13 protein-coding genes are annotated in these 17234 nt (G+C 44.9%); 4 read left to right on the plus strand and 9 right to left on the minus strand.

The features are described from left to right. Nucleotides 1-5: 5 nt before the first annotated feature. The 4 genes from ABD014_RS19220 to spoVAC form a co-directional block, all read right to left on the minus strand. Nucleotides 6-962, minus strand: coding sequence for an AAA family ATPase (locus ABD014_RS19220; protein WP_343863810.1), 957 nt, complete (start codon nucleotides 960-962; stop codon nucleotides 6-8). Nucleotides 963-1119: 157 nt separating this feature from the next. Next, complete coding sequence (spoVAE, locus tag ABD014_RS19225) at nucleotides 1120-1470, minus strand: stage V sporulation protein AE (protein ID WP_343863812.1); 351 nt, start codon at nucleotides 1468-1470, stop codon at nucleotides 1120-1122. Next, nucleotides 1467-2489 carry a stage V sporulation protein AD gene (gene spoVAD, locus ABD014_RS19230; RefSeq protein ID WP_343863815.1) on the minus strand — a complete coding sequence of 341 codons (1023 nt, stop codon included), beginning with the start codon at nucleotides 2487-2489 and terminating at the stop codon, nucleotides 1467-1469. The genes spoVAE and spoVAD overlap by 4 nt, the downstream gene beginning before the upstream one ends. Before the next feature lies 1 nt (nucleotide 2490). Then, nucleotides 2491-2991: a stage V sporulation protein AC gene (gene spoVAC / locus ABD014_RS19235; protein ID WP_343863817.1), complete on the minus strand. Its 501-nt coding sequence runs from the start codon at nucleotides 2989-2991 to the stop codon at nucleotides 2491-2493. Nucleotides 2992-3528: 537 nt separating this feature from the next. On the opposite strand from spoVAC, the gene ABD014_RS19240 reads away from it, so the two are divergent. From ABD014_RS19240 to ABD014_RS19250, 3 genes are all read left to right on the plus strand, one after another. Beyond that, nucleotides 3529-4602 carry a M42 family metallopeptidase gene (locus ABD014_RS19240; protein ID WP_343863820.1) on the plus strand — a complete coding sequence of 358 codons (1074 nt, stop codon included), beginning with the start codon at nucleotides 3529-3531 and terminating at the stop codon, nucleotides 4600-4602. 151 nt (nucleotides 4603-4753) lie between these two features. Beyond that, entirely contained in the window at nucleotides 4754-5374 is a 621-nt protein-coding gene (gene yqeK / locus ABD014_RS19245; RefSeq protein WP_343863822.1) for a bis(5'-nucleosyl)-tetraphosphatase (symmetrical) YqeK, read from the plus strand. A gap of 121 nt (nucleotides 5375-5495) precedes the next feature. Further along, the gene (locus ABD014_RS19250; RefSeq protein ID WP_343863824.1) at nucleotides 5496-6722 is read left to right on the plus strand and encodes a chromate transporter; all 1227 of its coding nucleotides are present in this window, start codon (nucleotides 5496-5498) and stop codon (nucleotides 6720-6722) included. A 152-nt stretch (nucleotides 6723-6874) separates the two neighbouring features. On the opposite strand, the gene ABD014_RS19255 is transcribed toward ABD014_RS19250, so the two are convergent. The 4 genes from ABD014_RS19255 to ABD014_RS19270 all read right to left on the minus strand — a co-directional run bounded on the left by ABD014_RS19255 (nucleotide 6875) and on the right by ABD014_RS19270 (nucleotide 16261). After that, complete coding sequence (locus ABD014_RS19255; RefSeq protein WP_343863826.1) at nucleotides 6875-6997, minus strand: YjcZ family sporulation protein; 123 nt, start codon at nucleotides 6995-6997, stop codon at nucleotides 6875-6877. A gap of 164 nt (nucleotides 6998-7161) precedes the next feature. Next, on the minus strand, nucleotides 7162-8013 hold the full coding sequence (locus tag ABD014_RS19260) for an MBL fold metallo-hydrolase (RefSeq protein ID WP_343863828.1): 852 nt from the start codon (nucleotides 8011-8013) through the stop codon (nucleotides 7162-7164). A 397-nt stretch (nucleotides 8014-8410) separates the two neighbouring features. Then, nucleotides 8411-10123 (minus strand): DUF262 domain-containing protein, encoded by a 1713-nt coding sequence (locus ABD014_RS19265; RefSeq protein WP_343863830.1) that lies wholly within the window; start codon nucleotides 10121-10123, stop codon nucleotides 8411-8413. A 264-nt stretch (nucleotides 10124-10387) separates the two neighbouring features. Further along, the gene (locus ABD014_RS19270) at nucleotides 10388-16261 is read right to left on the minus strand and encodes an anti-phage protein ProA (protein WP_343863832.1); all 5874 of its coding nucleotides are present in this window, start codon (nucleotides 16259-16261) and stop codon (nucleotides 10388-10390) included. A gap of 197 nt (nucleotides 16262-16458) precedes the next feature. Here ABD014_RS19270 and ABD014_RS19275 point away from each other — a divergent pair, with 197 nt between their 5' ends. Further along, on the plus strand, nucleotides 16459-17031 hold the full coding sequence (locus ABD014_RS19275) for a Uma2 family endonuclease (RefSeq protein WP_343863834.1): 573 nt from the start codon (nucleotides 16459-16461) through the stop codon (nucleotides 17029-17031). Between the two features lie 17 nt (nucleotides 17032-17048). Here ABD014_RS19275 and ABD014_RS19280 read toward each other — a convergent pair whose 3' ends face one another. Continuing rightward, nucleotides 17049-17228 carry a hypothetical protein gene (locus ABD014_RS19280; protein ID WP_343863836.1) on the minus strand — a complete coding sequence of 60 codons (180 nt, stop codon included), beginning with the start codon at nucleotides 17226-17228 and terminating at the stop codon, nucleotides 17049-17051. Nucleotides 17229-17234: the final 6 nt, after the last annotated feature.

Raw genomic sequence — 17234 nt, forward strand, 5'->3', positions numbered from 1 at the left:
CATCGTTATCTCCCCACAGCTACAGGCACATGAGTCTGGCGCAGGATCTGGAAGAGCACTTGATTTCCGTTCATGTTGCCGAGTCTGGATTCTGGCCGAAGTAAAATCCGATGTCCCAGGACATAGGGAGCTAAAATTTTGATATCATCTGGCAAGACATAATCACGACCTTGTAGGAATGCGAATGCCTTCACCGCGGTGAGAAAAGCAATCGAGGCCCGAGGCGAAGCGCCGAGCAGGACGTCTGCATGCTCTCTCGTGCGCCGTACGATCTCAAGCAGATAGTCGGTCACGATATCACTCGCATGAACGCCGCGAATTTGCTGCTGCATTTGCCCGATCTCTTCCATGGTCGTCACCGGTCTCAATTGATCTACTGGCTGGCCTTGCCGGTGGGCATACAGCATATTCTTCTCTGTCTCTGCATCAGGATAACCGATCTGAATCTTCATCATAAAGCGATCGAGCTGGGCCTCCGGAAGATGATAGGTCCCTTCGAAATCGATCGGATTCTGGGTAGCGCAGAGCATGAATGGATGCGGAAGATCATAGGTTACACCATCTGCGGTAACGCTGCGCTCCTCCATCACTTCCAGCAATGCCGATTGTGTCTTCGTGGTTGCCCGGTTAATCTCATCGACCAGCAAAATGTTTGTCATAACTGGCCCTGGTCGGAACACAAAGCGCTCCTCATGAGGATGGAACACAGAGACGCCCGTAATGTCGCTAGGCAAAATATCAGGATTACACTGTATTCTGCGATATTCTCCATTGATTGATTTACTCAGAGCCTTGATCAGCTGTGTCTTGCCAGTTCCGGGAACATCCTCAATCAGAACATGCCCGCCGGCTAGCAGCGTCGTTAATAGAAGCTCGATCTCGAATGATTTGCCTAGTATACAATTCTGCAGATTATCACGAATGGCAGATAGTGCCGTAATAATTGGTTCATTTACAGGCATAAGCTTGTTCCCCTCCCAATCATCGTATATCCTAGTATCTCCCTATTTTACATGATATCGCTAGACAAAGTACACTTAAGTTCATAGAGGTAGTTCAAAAAAAGAGCGTACCTCTCGCCGAATGGCTTCGAGTCGCTCTTTAGTGTCCCTGCTTACCTTATCCCTTCGGCCGTACTACAAGTGCGGCAAGGAAGGAGAAAATGATCGCTGCTGAAATGCCGGCGCTGGTGACCTCGAAAATCCCGGTAATGACGCCAATCCAGCCATCTCGCTGCAGCTCGGAGAGTGCGCCGTGAACCAGCGAGTTGCCAAAGCTTGTGATTGGAACCGACGCTCCCGCCCCGGCGAATTTAACAAGTGGATCATATAGTCCGAATGCATCCATCACTGCACCGATAACAACAAGGGTACTCATCGTATGTGCAGGAGTAAGTTTGAACACATCGAACATGATTTGCCCGACTACACAGAACAGTCCTCCAACGATAAAAGCCCACAGAAAAATCATGCTGAACCTGCCTCTCTTTCCAGAGCCACCGCATGAGCGATGCATGGGATACTCTCTCCCTGCTGGTAAGATAGCGGGGATAACAGCGCACCCGTTGCAACGACCAACACACGATTCAGCTCTCTTTGTCTCATTTTCTTCATAATATGTCCATAAGTAACAACCGCGGAGCATCCGCAGCCACTGCCTCCAGCCATGACAAAATTCTGTCTGTCCCGATCAAAGATCATCAACCCACAATCATTGAATTCGGTCTTATCCATGGATAGTCCGTCCCTACTTAGAACATCCTTAACGATAGCATGTCCCACCGAGGCCAGATCGCCAGTTACGATTAAGTCATAGTCCTCCGGACCTCGCCCTGTATCACGGAAATGAGTTACGATCGTATCGGCTGCAGCTGGAGCCATTGCGGCCCCCATATTAAAAGGGTCCTTGATCCCCATATCCTGAATGCGTCCAATCGTAGCATGTGTGATCCGAGGCCCGGTCCCGGATGAGGAGACTACGGCGCAGCCAGAGCCTGTAATCGTATATTGAGCTGTTGCCGGCTTCTGTGAACCGTATTCCGTTGGATAGCGGAACTGCTTCTCCACTGTGCAATTATGACTGGCCGTCCCGGCCATCACATATTTGGCGCCCCCGGCATCTACAATCATGGCCGCGATGGCAAGGCTCTCCATCGAGGTTGAGCAGGCACCGAATACGCCGAGGTAAGGGGCGGCAATATCTCGGGCAGCAAAGGTCGCACTAATAATCTGATTCATCAGATCGCCGCCAATAAAGAACTGGAGCTGCTCCTTAGTGATGCCTGCATGTATAAGAGCTAGCGAAGACGCGTGTTGGAGCAGCTTACGCTCCGCTTTCTCCCAGGTCTTCTCATCAATCTCCAGGTTATCGTAGATAAAGTCAAAACTTGAAGAGAGCGGCCCGTTCCCCTCTTCTGGGCCAACCACGGTCGCCGCCCCAATGATCGTCGGTTTGCTGCGGAACTCCCAGGTTTGTGCACCAGTCAGCATCCTAATGTGTCCCCCCTAGGCCAAAGATCACATGTATAATCCCTACAACAAAAGCGGCTACCACGCCGAAGACAATGACTGAGCCTGCTAATTTAAACATGCTGGCACCTACGCCGAGTACCAGTCCTTCCGCTTTTGATTCTATCGCCGAGGAACACATTGAGTTGGCAAATCCGGTAACCGGAACAGCTGATCCGGCGCCTGCCCACTGTGCGATCTTGTCGTAAACACCAAGCGATGTCAGAATAACGGATATGATGATCAATACAGCTACGGTCGGGCTGCTTGCTTCCTTCGCGGACATTCCGGCAAAGGTCATGAAGAGCTGCTGGATGCACTGGCCGATGAAGCAGATGAAGCCTCCAACCAGGAAGGCCTTCAAGCAATTCTTGAAGATATTCGACTTCGGCTTATGGGAATCAGCAATTTGCTTATAGTCCTCTTCAGTCAACGAGATAGAGTTCAACCTGAACCGGGCGCCTGATTTTGTCTTCGTTGGCACTATTGTCCCTCCTTCTTGCGAATTGATTCCTCTCCTGACGCTCATATTCATTATTTGCCACTAGACGGCTTGTTATGTTTGGTAAATCATCCATATCCGGCTGAACAACAAGAAAACAGTGTCCCCCAGTTACCCTGAGAAACACTGTTTGTCTGATAAGTTCGCAAAAAGTAAGACCTTCTGCCACTACAAATACAAACACTGCAAAATAATGACGAGCAAAATAAAGAGCAGGAAAATTAAAATCCAGTCCCTGGAGTAACGCTCCATCTTCGTTAGCCTCCCAATCATTTCCTTAACCTATCCGCAGTATATGCTCCAGACACTTCCAATGTGCGATATTCGCCTAGTCTTGGGCTTATCCTGTCTGCAAATAGACAATACTAACAAGATGGTACATACTTAAAGAGGTTGTACAACAAGTCGGACTTTTTAAACACATACTTAAAGAGGTTGTTCAACAAGTCCGCAATGGTCATGAAGTAAATCAGGTAGCGGACTTCACATTTAAATCATCTGCAAGGAGAGATACGTATTATGGATAACAAAACGCTAGAGCTATTCAAGCAACTCACCGAATTTCCTGCGGCACCGGGCTTTGAACGTGAACTGCGTGCCTTTGTAAAAGAAAAAATGTCAGCCTATACCTCAGAATTTCTGCAGGATCGGCTGGGTAGTATATTTGGGGTGCTTCGCGGAGACGATAACGGCCCTAAAGTAATGGTAGCCGGACATTTGGACGAAGTCGGCTTCATGACTACGGGAATTAGCGATCACGGGATGGTCTCCTTCCAACCGCTTGGAGGCTGGTGGAGCCAAGCCGTATTGGCACAGCGACTGCAGATTATTACCCCACAAGGCCGGATTATCGGCGTCGTCGGCTCAACGCCAACTCACCTGCTAAGTGAAGCGGATCGCAGCAAGCCGGTGGACTTAAAGACGATGTATCTGGATATCGGTGCAGATAGTCGTGAGCAGGCTGAAGCAGCAGGGGTTCGCCCAGGCCAGCAAATCGTACCGATCTGCGAATTTACACCAATGGTTAATCCGAAGAAAATTATGGCCAAAGCATGGGATAACCGTTACGGTGTAGGTTTGGCAATCGAGCTAATAGAGGCTCTACATAGGGAGAAATTGCCGAACACATTATACTGCGGTACTACGGTTCAAGAGGAGTTGGGTCTGCGCGGAGCACGCACTTCAGCCAATATGATCCAGCCTGACATTTTCTTCGGTCTCGACGCCAGTGCGGCCAACGACACGACCGGAGACAAGAAAGCGTTCGGACAGCTAGGCGGAGGCGCCTTGCTGCGAATTTACGATCCAACGATGCTCACCCATCGCGGTATGGTCGAATATATTCAGGACACGGCAGATACGAATAAGATCAAATATCAATATTTCGTCTCCCCAGGCGGAACAGATGCCGGTCAAGTCCACCTGAGCGGCAGCGGCGTACCTTCAACGGTTATCGGTATTTGCTCCCGCTACATCCATACCTCGTCATCCATCATCCACACGGATGATTACGATGCTGCCAAAGAATTGTTGACCAAGCTCGTCAAAGGTCTTGACCGTACGACGCTGAACACGATTCTGGAGAATAGTTAATAGTACAAAATCTCCTCTTTAGCGAAATGTTACAGGCTTAATAGCCGCTCTTTCCCTCATTCAGCAAGATACCAGAGGACTTGATTGTTCCTTACTCGTGCTGGATGGGGGCTTTTTATGTTAATTTTGATACAAAAGAGGGTGTGAAGATATGAATTCATTATTCAATGAGTTTATGTTGAATGTCTCAATGACCGGAGATATTGAAACTGACTTTTATCATTTTCTTCTAGTAAATGGGCATCAGAAGACAGCAGAGCACTGTTTGAAAGTAGGAAGAAAAGCAGAGCAACTGGCCAAAATTTATGGCGTCGACCCATACAAAGCAAAAATAGCTGGATATCTTCATGATGTTAGTGCGATTTTTCCAAACTCTAAGCGAATTGTTGTAGCAAAGGCTTTGGGATTAGACATATTGAAAGAAGAAGAGATTTTCCCCATGATCATTCACCAAAAAATATCTGGAGTAATGGCTGCAGAAATATTTGATATACATGATAAAGAGATTATAAGCGCTATAGCTTGCCATACGACGCTAAAATCGAATGCTTCAAAGATAGACAAGGTACTATTTGTAGCAGATAAAATCGAGTGGGATCAGGATGGTTGTCCACCGTATATAAATCAAATTGAACATTCCTTAAAGGAATCCATAGACGCTGCTTCATACGCCTATATCAAATACTTATTTGACAACAAACATAATCTTAAAGTTGTACATCCTTTTTTAGAATCTGCGTATAAAGAACTCAAAGAACAATTCAAAGAATGATAACAATTTTTTTACAAAACCGATTACTTCATTTAACAATCACGGAATAGTGTTGCTTTATAATTCACAGGAGCAATACTTGAAATTCCACAATCTTTTGAGATGAGGTCGAGAATTAGAGATGACCATACAAACAAAGGGAACATCGCAATCTAAAACTCCAACAGGAGAGCATAGAAAAGGTACGATTCTCGAAATACTCGGCGCATCTACGAAGCTCGGGATGACATCCTTTGGCGGGCCTATCGCCCATTTGGGGTATTTTCGCGAGGAGTATGTGACACGGAGAAAATGGCTGGATGAAAAAAGCTATGCCGATCTAGTCGCTCTATGCCAGTTCCTCCCGGGACCTGCAAGCAGCCAAGTCGGGATTTCCATCGGCATGATGCGTGGCGGACTGCTTGGTGGGATTGCTTCTTGGATTGGCTTTACCCTCCCATCAGCTCTGATACTGGCGATCTTCGCCTTCACATTAAAGAATAACAACATTGGAGGCGCAGGGTGGCTGCACGGACTCATGATTGCCGCTGTAGCCATTGTCGCCCAAGCCGTCTGGGGAATGGCGCGGAGCCTCGCCCCTGATCGTACTCGGGGTACAATCGCCATACTCGTTGCCATTATCACCTTATTATGGCCTTCAGCTTACACTCAGCTTATACTCATTGCTGTTGCCGGGCTGGTCGGGCGGTTCTTTCTGGCGAAGTCCGGAAATATAGAAACGTCCCGTCCCCAGATAGATACATCACTTAGTCGTCGAACGGCTGTCATCGCCTGGATCATATTTTTCGGATTGTTAATCGGATTGCCACTATTACGAACAATCGTTCATTCACGTTGGCTAGCATTGTTCGACACCTTTTATCGGGCAGGCTCGCTGGTCTTTGGTGGAGGCCATGTCGTCCTTCCCATACTTCAAGCAGAGATGGTTCCATCAGGCTGGCTGACGGACGCCCAATTTCTAGCAGGTTACGGAGCAGCTCAAGCTGTACCTGGTCCCTTATTCACTTTCTCGGCTTATTTGGGAACTGTAATGAACGGATGGGCTGGTGCCGTGGTCGCTTTATTCGCGATGTTTCTGCCTTCTTTTCTATTGGTGATCGGTACTTTGCCTTACTGGGATACGATTCGCCGCCGCCCCAATTTCCAATCCGTCTTCAAAGGAATTAACGCTGCTGTGGTCGGCATTCTACTTGCCGCCCTGTATGATCCGGTGTGGATTAAAGCAATTCATACCCCCTACGACTTCTGTCTAGCACTTGCTGCCTTCGCGCTTCTTATGCTTTGGAAGGTTCCACCGTGGGTGGTTGTACTATTCTCGGTAGTTGGTGGTGCATTGATTTCTCTATAATCGTAAGAAGTATATACAGATATAATCCCACCTACCAATTAAGGTAAGTGGGATTTTGCGAACCGATGCTTTGGGATTACGCTGCGGTGTTTCCGCTAACGCATTACAAAAATACCAAATTTTAGAACCAAACAAACTAATAGCTAAAGTAATTAAAAAATAAAGGCCATTGAAATGATTACGAGCAGAATGAACAGAACCAGAATCGCTGCAGTTGAAGTCCCAAATCCACCGCCACAGCTAAAACCGCCAACACCGCCAAATACTTCACTCACGTGTGTATCCCTCCTTGTATTTAAAACACACACCATCCTATTCCACTTTCAGTAAAACAGTTTGGGCATCTTTCCCTATAAAAAGGTCTATTTATCAGATACTTGACTAAATAAACTTTGATAGCTCATATCATAGGTGGGGGTCAAATTGTGTGAGATTACTTCTATAACTGCGACTTTAATATCTGATCATTGACAAACGCTTCTAAGAAGAAGAGTTCATCTCCAATCGGCTTCCGTTTATTATCTATCTCAAAAGACTCTAAAGCCCTCTCTAATGATGTGGATTTTACGGCTTTACTAGTTGTTATGAGATCTTTCCAATAGGTATCCATTTCATCTAAGTCACAAATCGATTCATGTCCAAGGATAAAATGAAGCGCATCATATTTCTGGATATCTTCAATCATAGGTAATAGCTGAGATTGTTTAAAATGAAATAAAGAATTTGTAGTTGTGCCATAGACGCTATCTCCTAGAAAGATGGTTCTTTCATCCGGAATATAGACAACTGTTGAGTCTTCCGTATGAGTACTTCTTATTCTCTCTAGAATACATACCTTATTCCCCAAATCCAGCTGAAGAGACTCTTCAAAAATAATATCCGGATAGTTTAATTGAAATGAATCTCTGTCTGGTATTTCATTCTTAATGATGTCCACACACAAGGAACTCATCTTCTTGGCATTCTTATACTCTTCGAGAGAATGATCATCATAAGAATAGCTCCGCCAGTTATTCATGATTTCATTTGTCAGACTATTAACAATGATCGTGGCTTTATATTCATTCATCCCTAAGAAATGATCCCAATGTGCATGTGTTATGACCAAATATTTGATCGGTGGTACATCTAATTTCTCAATCTCACGTAAAAAATCATTAGCATGTTGAACCGAATTTCCACCGTCTATGACTAGACTATATTTATCCCCGCAAACTAACCCTAATGTCGGTCTTTCTTTATCATTTTGGTTAGATAAATAATAGTTAGATTCGCTTAATTTATTTAGCATGTCCATTCTCCTCTATAATTTTTTCATTTTGAAGAGAACATCTACATGCCTATTTTTAATTTTCATATAGATATTCTCATTTTATTTTTTTACCATTGGATTCACCTCAATGGATTGAATTTAGATGCATATATTTCCAAATTAAAATATCATATTAGCGAGCATTTTCATATGGATAGAATAAATAAAACGGATCTTCCCCGCAGTTGGGAAAATCCGTTTATTTTATTCGATCAAATCCTGTTTGATGATTATACGGTTAGTTTTATCGTACTTATATAATATATCGCTAAGTATTCAGCTTGCTTAGATCGGAGCCTTTGGCAATCGTCGCCAGCTATGCTGATTTATTTTGAATTCTCGCAAATTATGACAATGATGATTATCCCTGACTTAGCTATATACCCCACGTTTCAAGAGCTTTCGTCGCAAGATAATCGGCTCTATCCTGTATAGCGGTTTCATCCCAAACACTGGTATCGAGAAAAGCAGAAAGTGTTTCTATGCCTTCAGCGTATTTCTGCAAACCGCCCTTGTTGCCCTGTCCTGCTTTTTTAGTCATCCATTTAGCGTCACGAATAGAAGAATTCAGTGATTGAGTAATAATTGTTAAATTTCCAAGAGTCAGTAGCTTGTAGTCGCGGAGGTCAACGTCTACCTTATCACCAGCAAATGTCCAGTGATTTCTCCACTTTTTTGGCATTATATGCTCAAGGCTATATTTGCTAATACCCAAGAGCTGCGTGGAGTGAAGATTACGATTGCGAATCTTAGACTCAATCAGGTAAAGAACACCTGCTGCGTACTTGTTGGTAAGACACGCATCGTTGAATGCTTTTTTAACATCATCGTCAGAAGGCATACGATTGATTTTGTCGGCCTGACCTCCAAGGTAGTCGATTAACCCATCCTTTGACAGCACCCGATTCAATATCAGACGGTCAGCAAATAGCTGATTGTAGTTCTTTGTCGTAGCACGGGTAACAAGGCGACGCATAATGTACGACTCCAGATAAGCGTACAAATCATTCCGCTCCGATGTATCCTGCACATTACGCTCGACAAAGAGAAGATATGGAATCAGCGTGGTGGTATCCAATGCAAATACCACAGCGTTAAGACGCTCAATTCCGGCCGACGCAGGAAGTTCATTATCAATAATATTGGAATCAATCGTTTTCTTGAACAATACAGCATAATCGCGTATTTCTTCAAGAATAGCATGCTTATCACCGCCCAAGTAATCCTTGATGAACTTCTTGTACGATTCAAACAGCTTCTCGACCTTGGAAAAAGCAAGCTTATCTTCGGTGTTTACATTGAGTGCGTCGTCCTGTATTTTTATCTGCAAGTACGAAAAGAAGAATAGGTCAATGAAAGTTCTTTTCATTCTGCCGGTTGTGATCTCCCTGTCCCAATATTCCTTTGTTTCCTCATCTTTCTCAAATACATCGCGCCAATATTGATTATACTTGGTAATATCATTGCGACCAAAGAAGTAATTCTTCAAGAGTTCGGCGGTGGTTAAGCGAATGCCAAGTGAATTGATAGTATCGAAAATCTGTTGCTCGTCCTCCTCAATATTAAGATCAATACCAACGAAAAGGATAGCGTGGCATATCGTATCGAAGTCTACCTTGCTAGAGTCAAGATTGTTCACGAAATACTGATAGGCACGGGAGATATTGTCCTTGCGGGTCGTCGGCTTGATATCCTCTAACTCCATAACTTCGTTGTATGCCTCAATGTCGTTATGGTTATGCTTAAGGACGGTGCTATCGTCATCGAGCCGAAATCGCTTATCAAATTTCCGTAAGCTGTCGTTTTTCAGACACAACACTTTCAACATGATACTCAGCGTAGTAAGCCGCTGTTGACCGTCAATAACAGTCCGAATATCGCCGACGGTACTTGATGTATCCGTCAGTTGCTGTTTTAAGATGACAGATCCCATAAAATACGGAGTACGCGTCCGACTTACATTTTCGACATCTTCGAGAATCCGCTCCCATTGGGCCTCGCCCCAGACATAAGCGCGCTGGAAAAACGGAATCTCAAGTATGCGGCTTCCATTGAAAATTTCGTTTATTGTGCGTTTTCCTGCGTCCATAATTAAACCCTCCTATAAAATACAGCATTATTTTATCTGCTTGTTCAGTTACTGCCCATGTGCTCTTAAAAGCCTTTTATGACGCCGGAAATCGCCTGTTCCCTCACATCAGAAGATGTTATTTATTCAAATTTACGTTACTACTACTTAACAATCTTCCAGGTATGGCTTATTAAACTCTCTATTCTAAAGGAGAGATACACTGTTTTCATGGATTCTGGAGTTAAAGTTTCTTGTTAATTAACAAGCGTACTTCAAAATGGTTTATTTATGCTGCCCTACTACAACACGCCCATTCTCATCTTGATAGGCATAGCCCAGTTCAATAGCCTTTTGGATCCCAGTCGTAATAGCCTTGTCTAGAGCGCTCCCTGATCTGGCATATCCAAGCGCTTTTACTACCTGCTTGATTAGCTCATCATAAGGAAGACTAATCTGAGAAGTCAGGACGGACTTAACCGCAACCGCTACTTCCTCAGGTGGCAAATCCTCGGCATTACGCCGCTGCGATTCGTCAGAAGCAACTCTGTATACTCCGTATTCAGTAGGAACTACTGCTTCCGGCCAGTAGAAAACCATTCCTTCCGATTCTGTAGCATTTGGCTGTATCTTCATTAACAGTTCCGAGAACCGCTGATCTAACCTAGCCCCTAACCGGGTAATGCCCCAGGCCTGTAGAATTCGCCGAGCAAGTAGTGTACGACTGATCGGTCCCTCTACTTCAATAACTTGTTTCATTTGCCCCAGGATTAGTTCAGTATATTCCGGTGAATGGAACAGATCAGAGCCTAATGATACATTCTCCAGATCGCAAATTGAGTATTTCCGAAGTTCCTCTGGATCCTTAGGCAGAATTTGCGAGCCTACAACATCATTTTGAAAAAGAGACTGCTGCGGCTGTTCCGTTACTATCTGCTCGATACTAGCAGCTGCCTCAGCTTCATATTGAACCTGCTGTTTCTTAACCTCTTTGCCGAGTTCAATACTCTCCAGAATTCGGTTAATTACAGCCTCTCTATTCTCCCACCACTCTGGGCTCCATACTCTGCACAGATTCCATCCAAGCTGTGCAAGTACTTGCTCACGGAGAATATTTCGATCACGAGCAGTTCCCGCATTCTGATACATCGGTCCGTCTAGCAGAACCCCTGCAATATATTGATCCGATTCTGGGTCCAATACTCCCAGATCCACCCGGTAGCCCGATGCTCCAACATACAAATCAGCATTGTATCCACGTGCCTTCAACTCTGTGGCTATACTGCGATGCACATAGGAAGGAGCTAACGCAGTCTGTGCAGCTTCTCCCGCTGGTAGAACACGTTGCCCTTTCTCCGCATATTCAAGAAATGCTCTTAGACCCAGCACACCTTCAGCACTGATTCTGCTTGCATTCAAGTGACGTGATTGTAAAGTTGAGAATACCTGCATCTCATACCTGGCTCTAGATACCGCTACATTTAACCGTCTCCATCCTCCCTGACGATTTAGCGGACCAAAATTAAGACTTACCTGGCCGGATGCATCCGGTCCATATCCTACAGAGAATAGAATCACGTCACGTTCGTCGCCTTGGACATTCTCTAAATTTTTGATGAATAACGGCTCTGGCAGCTGTGTAAGTAAGAGCTCTAGATCTGCCTCTTGCTTAAGCGAATCCTCTAACATATCCTCGATCAATGTCTGCTGGATCGAACTAAATGTAACAACGCCTATACTTTGCTGACGCAGCATTGGGTCTTTAATTCGGCGGATAATCTCAGCAACAACGGCTTCCCCCTCAGCTCGGTTTTGCTTGGTGCGTCCTCGATCATAGAAGCCTTCTACAGGGCACCATTTTACATTAGATATGGGCTCGTCCGGTGAAGGGAATGTCATTAGCTTATTCTCATAGTAATGAGCATTACTGAAGGCAATCAAGCTCTCATGACGGCTTCGATAATGCCAGGTTAAATGCCGCTCCGGCATTCCTAGGGTCAGGCAATCATCCAGTATACTCTCCATATCCTGTAATGCTGGATCTTCATCTTCAGATTCCAGATTGTTCTTGGAGAAGAAGCTTGTTGGAGGAAGCTGCTTTGGATCCCCAACAATAATAGACTGCCGTCCTCTCGCCAGTGCTCCGATAGCTTGCGCAGTTGGAACCTGTGATGCTTCGTCAAAAATAACGATATCAAACTGGAAACGCTCTGGATCCAGATACTGTGCCACAGAAATCGGACTCATCAGCATACAAGGTGCTAATCTTGGAAGCAAGTTAGGAATCTGTTCGAACAATTTTCGAATCGAAATATTTCTTCCTCCACTACGGATTGCCCGTTGAAGTATGCCTGCTTCTGAGCTTTGAGACGCCTCCTGTGTCATGTGCGGAACCTGCGAGGAGAGTCGAGCAACAATCTCCTGCTGAGTCAGGATCGTATACTGCTCATCCGCTTCTTTGAAGCGAAGCAGTGTTTCCTCAAATAAGTGACCGGAGAATGTCTTTAACTGCTCATCATGTGTAATGATGTAATTCGCAATCTTTTTATAAAGTCCCCGTTCATAAGCAGCCTTCAATTGTTCATTGGCTAGACTGCCCTCGTCATACGGGGTAACTAGCGGGAGAAGACCAATTTGCTCTGCTTGTGACCTTACTCTACGCCATATAGACCAGTCTCTTAGTCGGTCCAGATTTGTAATCCAGCGATTCGCTTTATCCAATATAAAATCATGCCAGTCTTTATCCCCGGATTGATGCACGAATTGTGCAGATTCGAACTGAAGCAGCTGCTTTAATGCATTTTCTTGTTCGAGGACTTGACGATATTGTGTTATCAATTCCGTAAAAGAGTCTATTAGAGCTGTATTTTGCCTAATACCGATTAGGAATTCCGCCATTTGCTTCCTAGCTTGAGCAGATGCTGATACGTCCGAGAACCAGAGATTTAGCTGCTTCTGCAACTGATCTAGCCAGTCGCAGGCATTTGTAATTTCATCCCAACGGCCTTCTTCATTCCATATCAACGAGGAGCCTAAGAAAGACACAGATATGTCTCTAGCCGAACTTAGTTTCTCTTCCTCTTTCTGAAGTGTAATTATTTCAATCAAGCTGTTCCTTACTTCAGTCTTGTTCACAAGCTGAGACGAAGTCGCCATTTTTCGAAGTCGATTAAATATACGATTCTGGCCCGCCCATTTCGGCAGGAACCATTTGAGCTCCAGGCTGTCCCAAGTAGACAAAGCCGTACTTGCGTCAAAATGAAGAACTTCAGCGTTAAAGCGCTCATGTACTTTAGCTCTGGCCTGGTCACGTCTTCTGCCTTGGTTAGCTGAACTCCTCAGCATTTCTGTAGCTTCTTCAATATTATTCTCCAATAATACTGCAGGTTTCAGATCAGGAGTACGGCAAGCAAGTTCACACATCTCAATCAAAATAGTAATTTTGGCATGACTTAATGGTATAGATGTAAGCTTGAGTTGCTCAGCTACCTTATACATCGCTTCCCGCTGTTCCTTCAGACCTGAAATATATTTAGAGAGTAGTAGTTCCGCATTTGCTTTAACATCTTGGGAATAAGAGATCAACTTGGAGTCACTCCAAGGGTGATCATACGGATCGCCACAGTTTGCTCCTGCCGCGATCAATTCTGCAACCGTGTCATTCCACTGGATCAGAGTATCTGGATTCAATGCTTCTATTGCTTCATCTTTGAAGTGAACCACGTCAGGTGCAAGTCCAGCTTGCTCGTATCTTGACATCGCTTCATACAACGTTAGCCCAAAAGAATGCTTTCGATGTAATGCTTCTACATATCCGTTCAAAGTAGATCTCAACTGATAGAGCCGTTCTGCTTGCTTCCCCCATGTCTCATTGGATTGAAGTCGCTGCGCTTCAATTGTCTTACTCAACTGGTCAAGAACTGCTCTTTTCGTACTCTTATTGGAGTGAAGCTCTAAGCAATATGGACCTAAGCCGATCTGTTCAAGTCTTCGTTGTACGACGGAGAGAGCAGCCATCTTTTCAGCTACAAATAAAACTTTCTTACCACTAGCTAGAGCGCTGGCAATCATATTCGTAATGGTCTGGGACTTGCCCGTCCCCGGGGGACCATGCAATACGAAGCTCTGGCCCGCCACGGCCGCACGGACCGCTGATAACTGCGATGAATCTGCGCTTATCGGTACAGCCCACTTAGCTGGATTTTCTTCATCAAGCGGCTTCTCCTCTTGCTCCAGCTCCTTCCATTGCAATTGCCCCTTAATTAGACTACCTACTACTTGATTCTCAGCTAATTGATCCGCCCGTGTGCGAATATCATTCCACATCACAAATTGTCCAAAAGAGAAAAGTCCTAAATAAGCTGTCTCTTCAACATCCCATCTGGAGACTTGAATCAAGGCATGGCGAAAGACATTGAAGACTTGCTTAAGTGCGATTCCCTTCTCATCCCTCGGTAGCGGGTCAAGACCATCAATGCCAATACCGAAATCCTGCTTCAGCATTTCCAATAATGTAATATTAATCTGAGGCTCTTCATCTCTCGTTCGGATCACGAATCCTTGGCGAGAGGACTTCCGTAAAATATCAACAGGGAGCAGTACAATCGGCGCATAGCGCGGTAGCTCGCTAACCGGTGTCTCATACCACTTCAACAATCCCAGGGCTAAGAATAAAGTATTCGCCCCATTCTCTTCCAACGCGGTTCGAGCAGACCGATAAATATGCACACTCCTTCTTTCTAAGTCCTCTGTACTAAGATCAGCTCTCAAGCGTTTACGATTAAATTCCTCTTGCAGCAGCCCAGCTAACGGATGAGCTGCATTGATGCTTTGATATAGATTGGCATTGCGTTCGCTATCCTCCCAGTCACTTGGTCTAGCCAACATCTGAAATTCATCACCATCAGCCAGTGCATCCTCCAAGTCTCCTAATTGCATGGAAATGATAGGAATAGAAGATCGGGTCAGCCTAAAGTTCAGAAGTGAATTACGAAGGGTCATATCTAGTAACCTGCGTTCCCATTGTTTCTGCCGGGTGGTAGGTTCTAGCCTCTCGACCTCCAAGGGTCTATCCAGCACTTCAAGCATTTCTGGAGCAATGGTATTAAAGTTTACCTCCGGCTCAATTGCTTCTTCTATGACCCATCCATTCGCCGCCTTCATTCGTAGAGGCAATGGCCGGATCGAGGCAGAACGTGCTCTCCTGACATCCACTAGACAATCAAATTGATCGGTATCTGTTAAATGAGTCTCTGCAATTGCAGCCGCCTGATCGAAGGAAATCTGCTCCCCTTTTACAAAAGCTGTTGCTTCCACAACACATAATTCATTAATACCTGGAGCAAGTCTCTTCGTTAACACCGAAATATCATCCTGGACCGTCTCTGAGAAGGTTTCTTCCACGAGCCAAGCCCCCACGAACGCATGCCCTTTTGTAAATACTAGTAATGGATGAAGTCCGATCGCTTCTATACAAGCTGCATACAAGAGTGACAGATCTAGACAATTCCCCATTCCGTGTGTAAAGATCGTCTCCGGTAAGCGGACGCGCTGTCCAATCTGCTCAAAACTGGGAGGTGCAACACAATATACAATAGCGAAGCTCTGTAGAGCAGCATATACAGCCGCTACCTGTAGACGGACCTGGTTAGGATCCTTACTCTGATAAGCTGTAAAAGAAGGACTTCCGCTCCACCCATTTAGGATGTCCCCTGCCTTCCGAATGACTTCACTCACTTGAATATGATTCGGTGTTACGAATGCAGCAACCATCTCTGGCAATACAGCCAGGCCGCCCCATTCATCAAAGGCTAATACAGATATGGAGTTCCGTTCCTGGAATAACTCCGTTTCATCTTGCGACACTATTAATGTTAAAGAACCCGTTAACCGTTCCGACAAATCCCCCAGAAAAGAAGCAGACATTTGCAAATCAATCGCCCCAAGATTCATGGACTGATTGGCTGGAATCACATCATACTTCTTCTCCCATTCGTATGCGAATTGCGGCTCTGACACCAACTTGACCGTAATATCCCTAATATCTTCATCCGTCGTATTCGTAAGCACTATCCCCTTGACCACAGGAACTTGATTCTGCTGCATTGCATAATTGACCGTCTCGCTAAACGTCCATTCGCAGTTTAATTTCCTATCCACCTTAAAGCCCTCCCATCCCTCATAACATTCCATCTTAGGACCTGTATCGAATTCCAATTAGATCTATATTACCACTAAATTATGGATATATCTGCTATTTTCGACAAAGCATTTGGAAGAAAAAAGGACGATTCGGGGATGAATCATCTTCGTTGAACCACTATAATGGGAATATCAGGATAAGGGGGATTGGAAAGATGGGAAATGAGAAGAACGATAAATACACCATGAAGATCAAGGAAAGCCAGAACAACTATATCATAGAAGATAGGTACGAAATAATTGAAGGCCTCCGTTACGACTTATTGTCATCTCCCAAGATCAATCACCAGATCCTCGTCTCTGAACTAAGCACCTCGATCAATAAAACATGCCATACCGAAGGTTTAATTCTATTTGCTCCCCTTGATGTTCACTTGAATGAGGCTAATATTCTGCAGCCTGACATCATCTTCATCCGGAACGAGAACCTTCATATTATCAAAGACGGGTACATAAAAGGTGCTCCCGACCTACTGATTGAAATCCTATCTCCAAGCTCCGGGGCCATGGACAAGATCAAGAAAAAATCCGTATATGAACGATTTGGAGTACAAGAGTACTGGATTGTTGATCCGCACTATGCCACGGTTGATCAGTTTATGCTTGTTGACGGCAAATATCAACTGGCCGCAACTTACGACAGCTTGGGGAGGATCGAATCGCCGCAGTTGGCTTGTCTTTCGATAGAGCTTAGCAGGATGTTTGAGGTGGCGAATCGGTTTGGGTAGGGGTGGGCATCACCCCATTACTGCTCTATCGACGTTTCCCTTTTCTCTCTTCTTAACCATACAATTCCTGATATCAATGAATAAGCAGCAACGAACATTACCAAAGAGATTGACCACACATTAGGCATGAATGAGGCGATAACAAACATAACGATAGATAGACTTATACGTGTAGAGCCTTGTTTTCTGGTTTTCATATCTAT

The sequence above is a fragment of the Paenibacillus motobuensis genome (assembly GCF_039521865.1).
Lineage (GTDB): Bacteria > Bacillota > Bacilli > Paenibacillales > Paenibacillaceae > Fontibacillus > Fontibacillus motobuensis.

Bases quoted from the DNA above. Each gene is read 5' to 3' on its own strand.
- ABD014_RS19240 (WP_343863820.1), top strand. From the start codon at position 3,529: ATGGATAACAAAACGCTAGAGCTATTCAAGCAACTCACCGAATTTCCT.
- ABD014_RS19265 (WP_343863830.1), bottom strand. From the start codon at position 10,123: ATGGACGCAGGAAAACGCACAATAAACGAAATTTTCAATGGAAGCCGC.
- ABD014_RS19280 (WP_343863836.1), bottom strand. From the start codon at position 17,228: ATGAAAACCAGAAAACAAGGCTCTACACGTATAAGTCTATCTATCGTT.
- ABD014_RS19220 (WP_343863810.1), bottom strand. From the start codon at position 962: ATGCCTGTAAATGAACCAATTATTACGGCACTATCTGCCATTCGTGAT.
- ABD014_RS19275 (WP_343863834.1), top strand. From the start codon at position 16,459: ATGGGAAATGAGAAGAACGATAAATACACCATGAAGATCAAGGAAAGC.
- spoVAD (WP_343863815.1), bottom strand. From the start codon at position 2,489: ATGCTGACTGGTGCACAAACCTGGGAGTTCCGCAGCAAACCGACGATC.
- ABD014_RS19260 (WP_343863828.1), bottom strand. From the start codon at position 8,013: ATGCTAAATAAATTAAGCGAATCTAACTATTATTTATCTAACCAAAAT.
- spoVAE (WP_343863812.1), bottom strand. From the start codon at position 1,470: ATGATTTTTCTGTGGGCTTTTATCGTTGGAGGACTGTTCTGTGTAGTC.
- ABD014_RS19250 (WP_343863824.1), top strand. From the start codon at position 5,496: ATGACCATACAAACAAAGGGAACATCGCAATCTAAAACTCCAACAGGA.
- yqeK (WP_343863822.1), top strand. From the start codon at position 4,754: ATGAATTCATTATTCAATGAGTTTATGTTGAATGTCTCAATGACCGGA.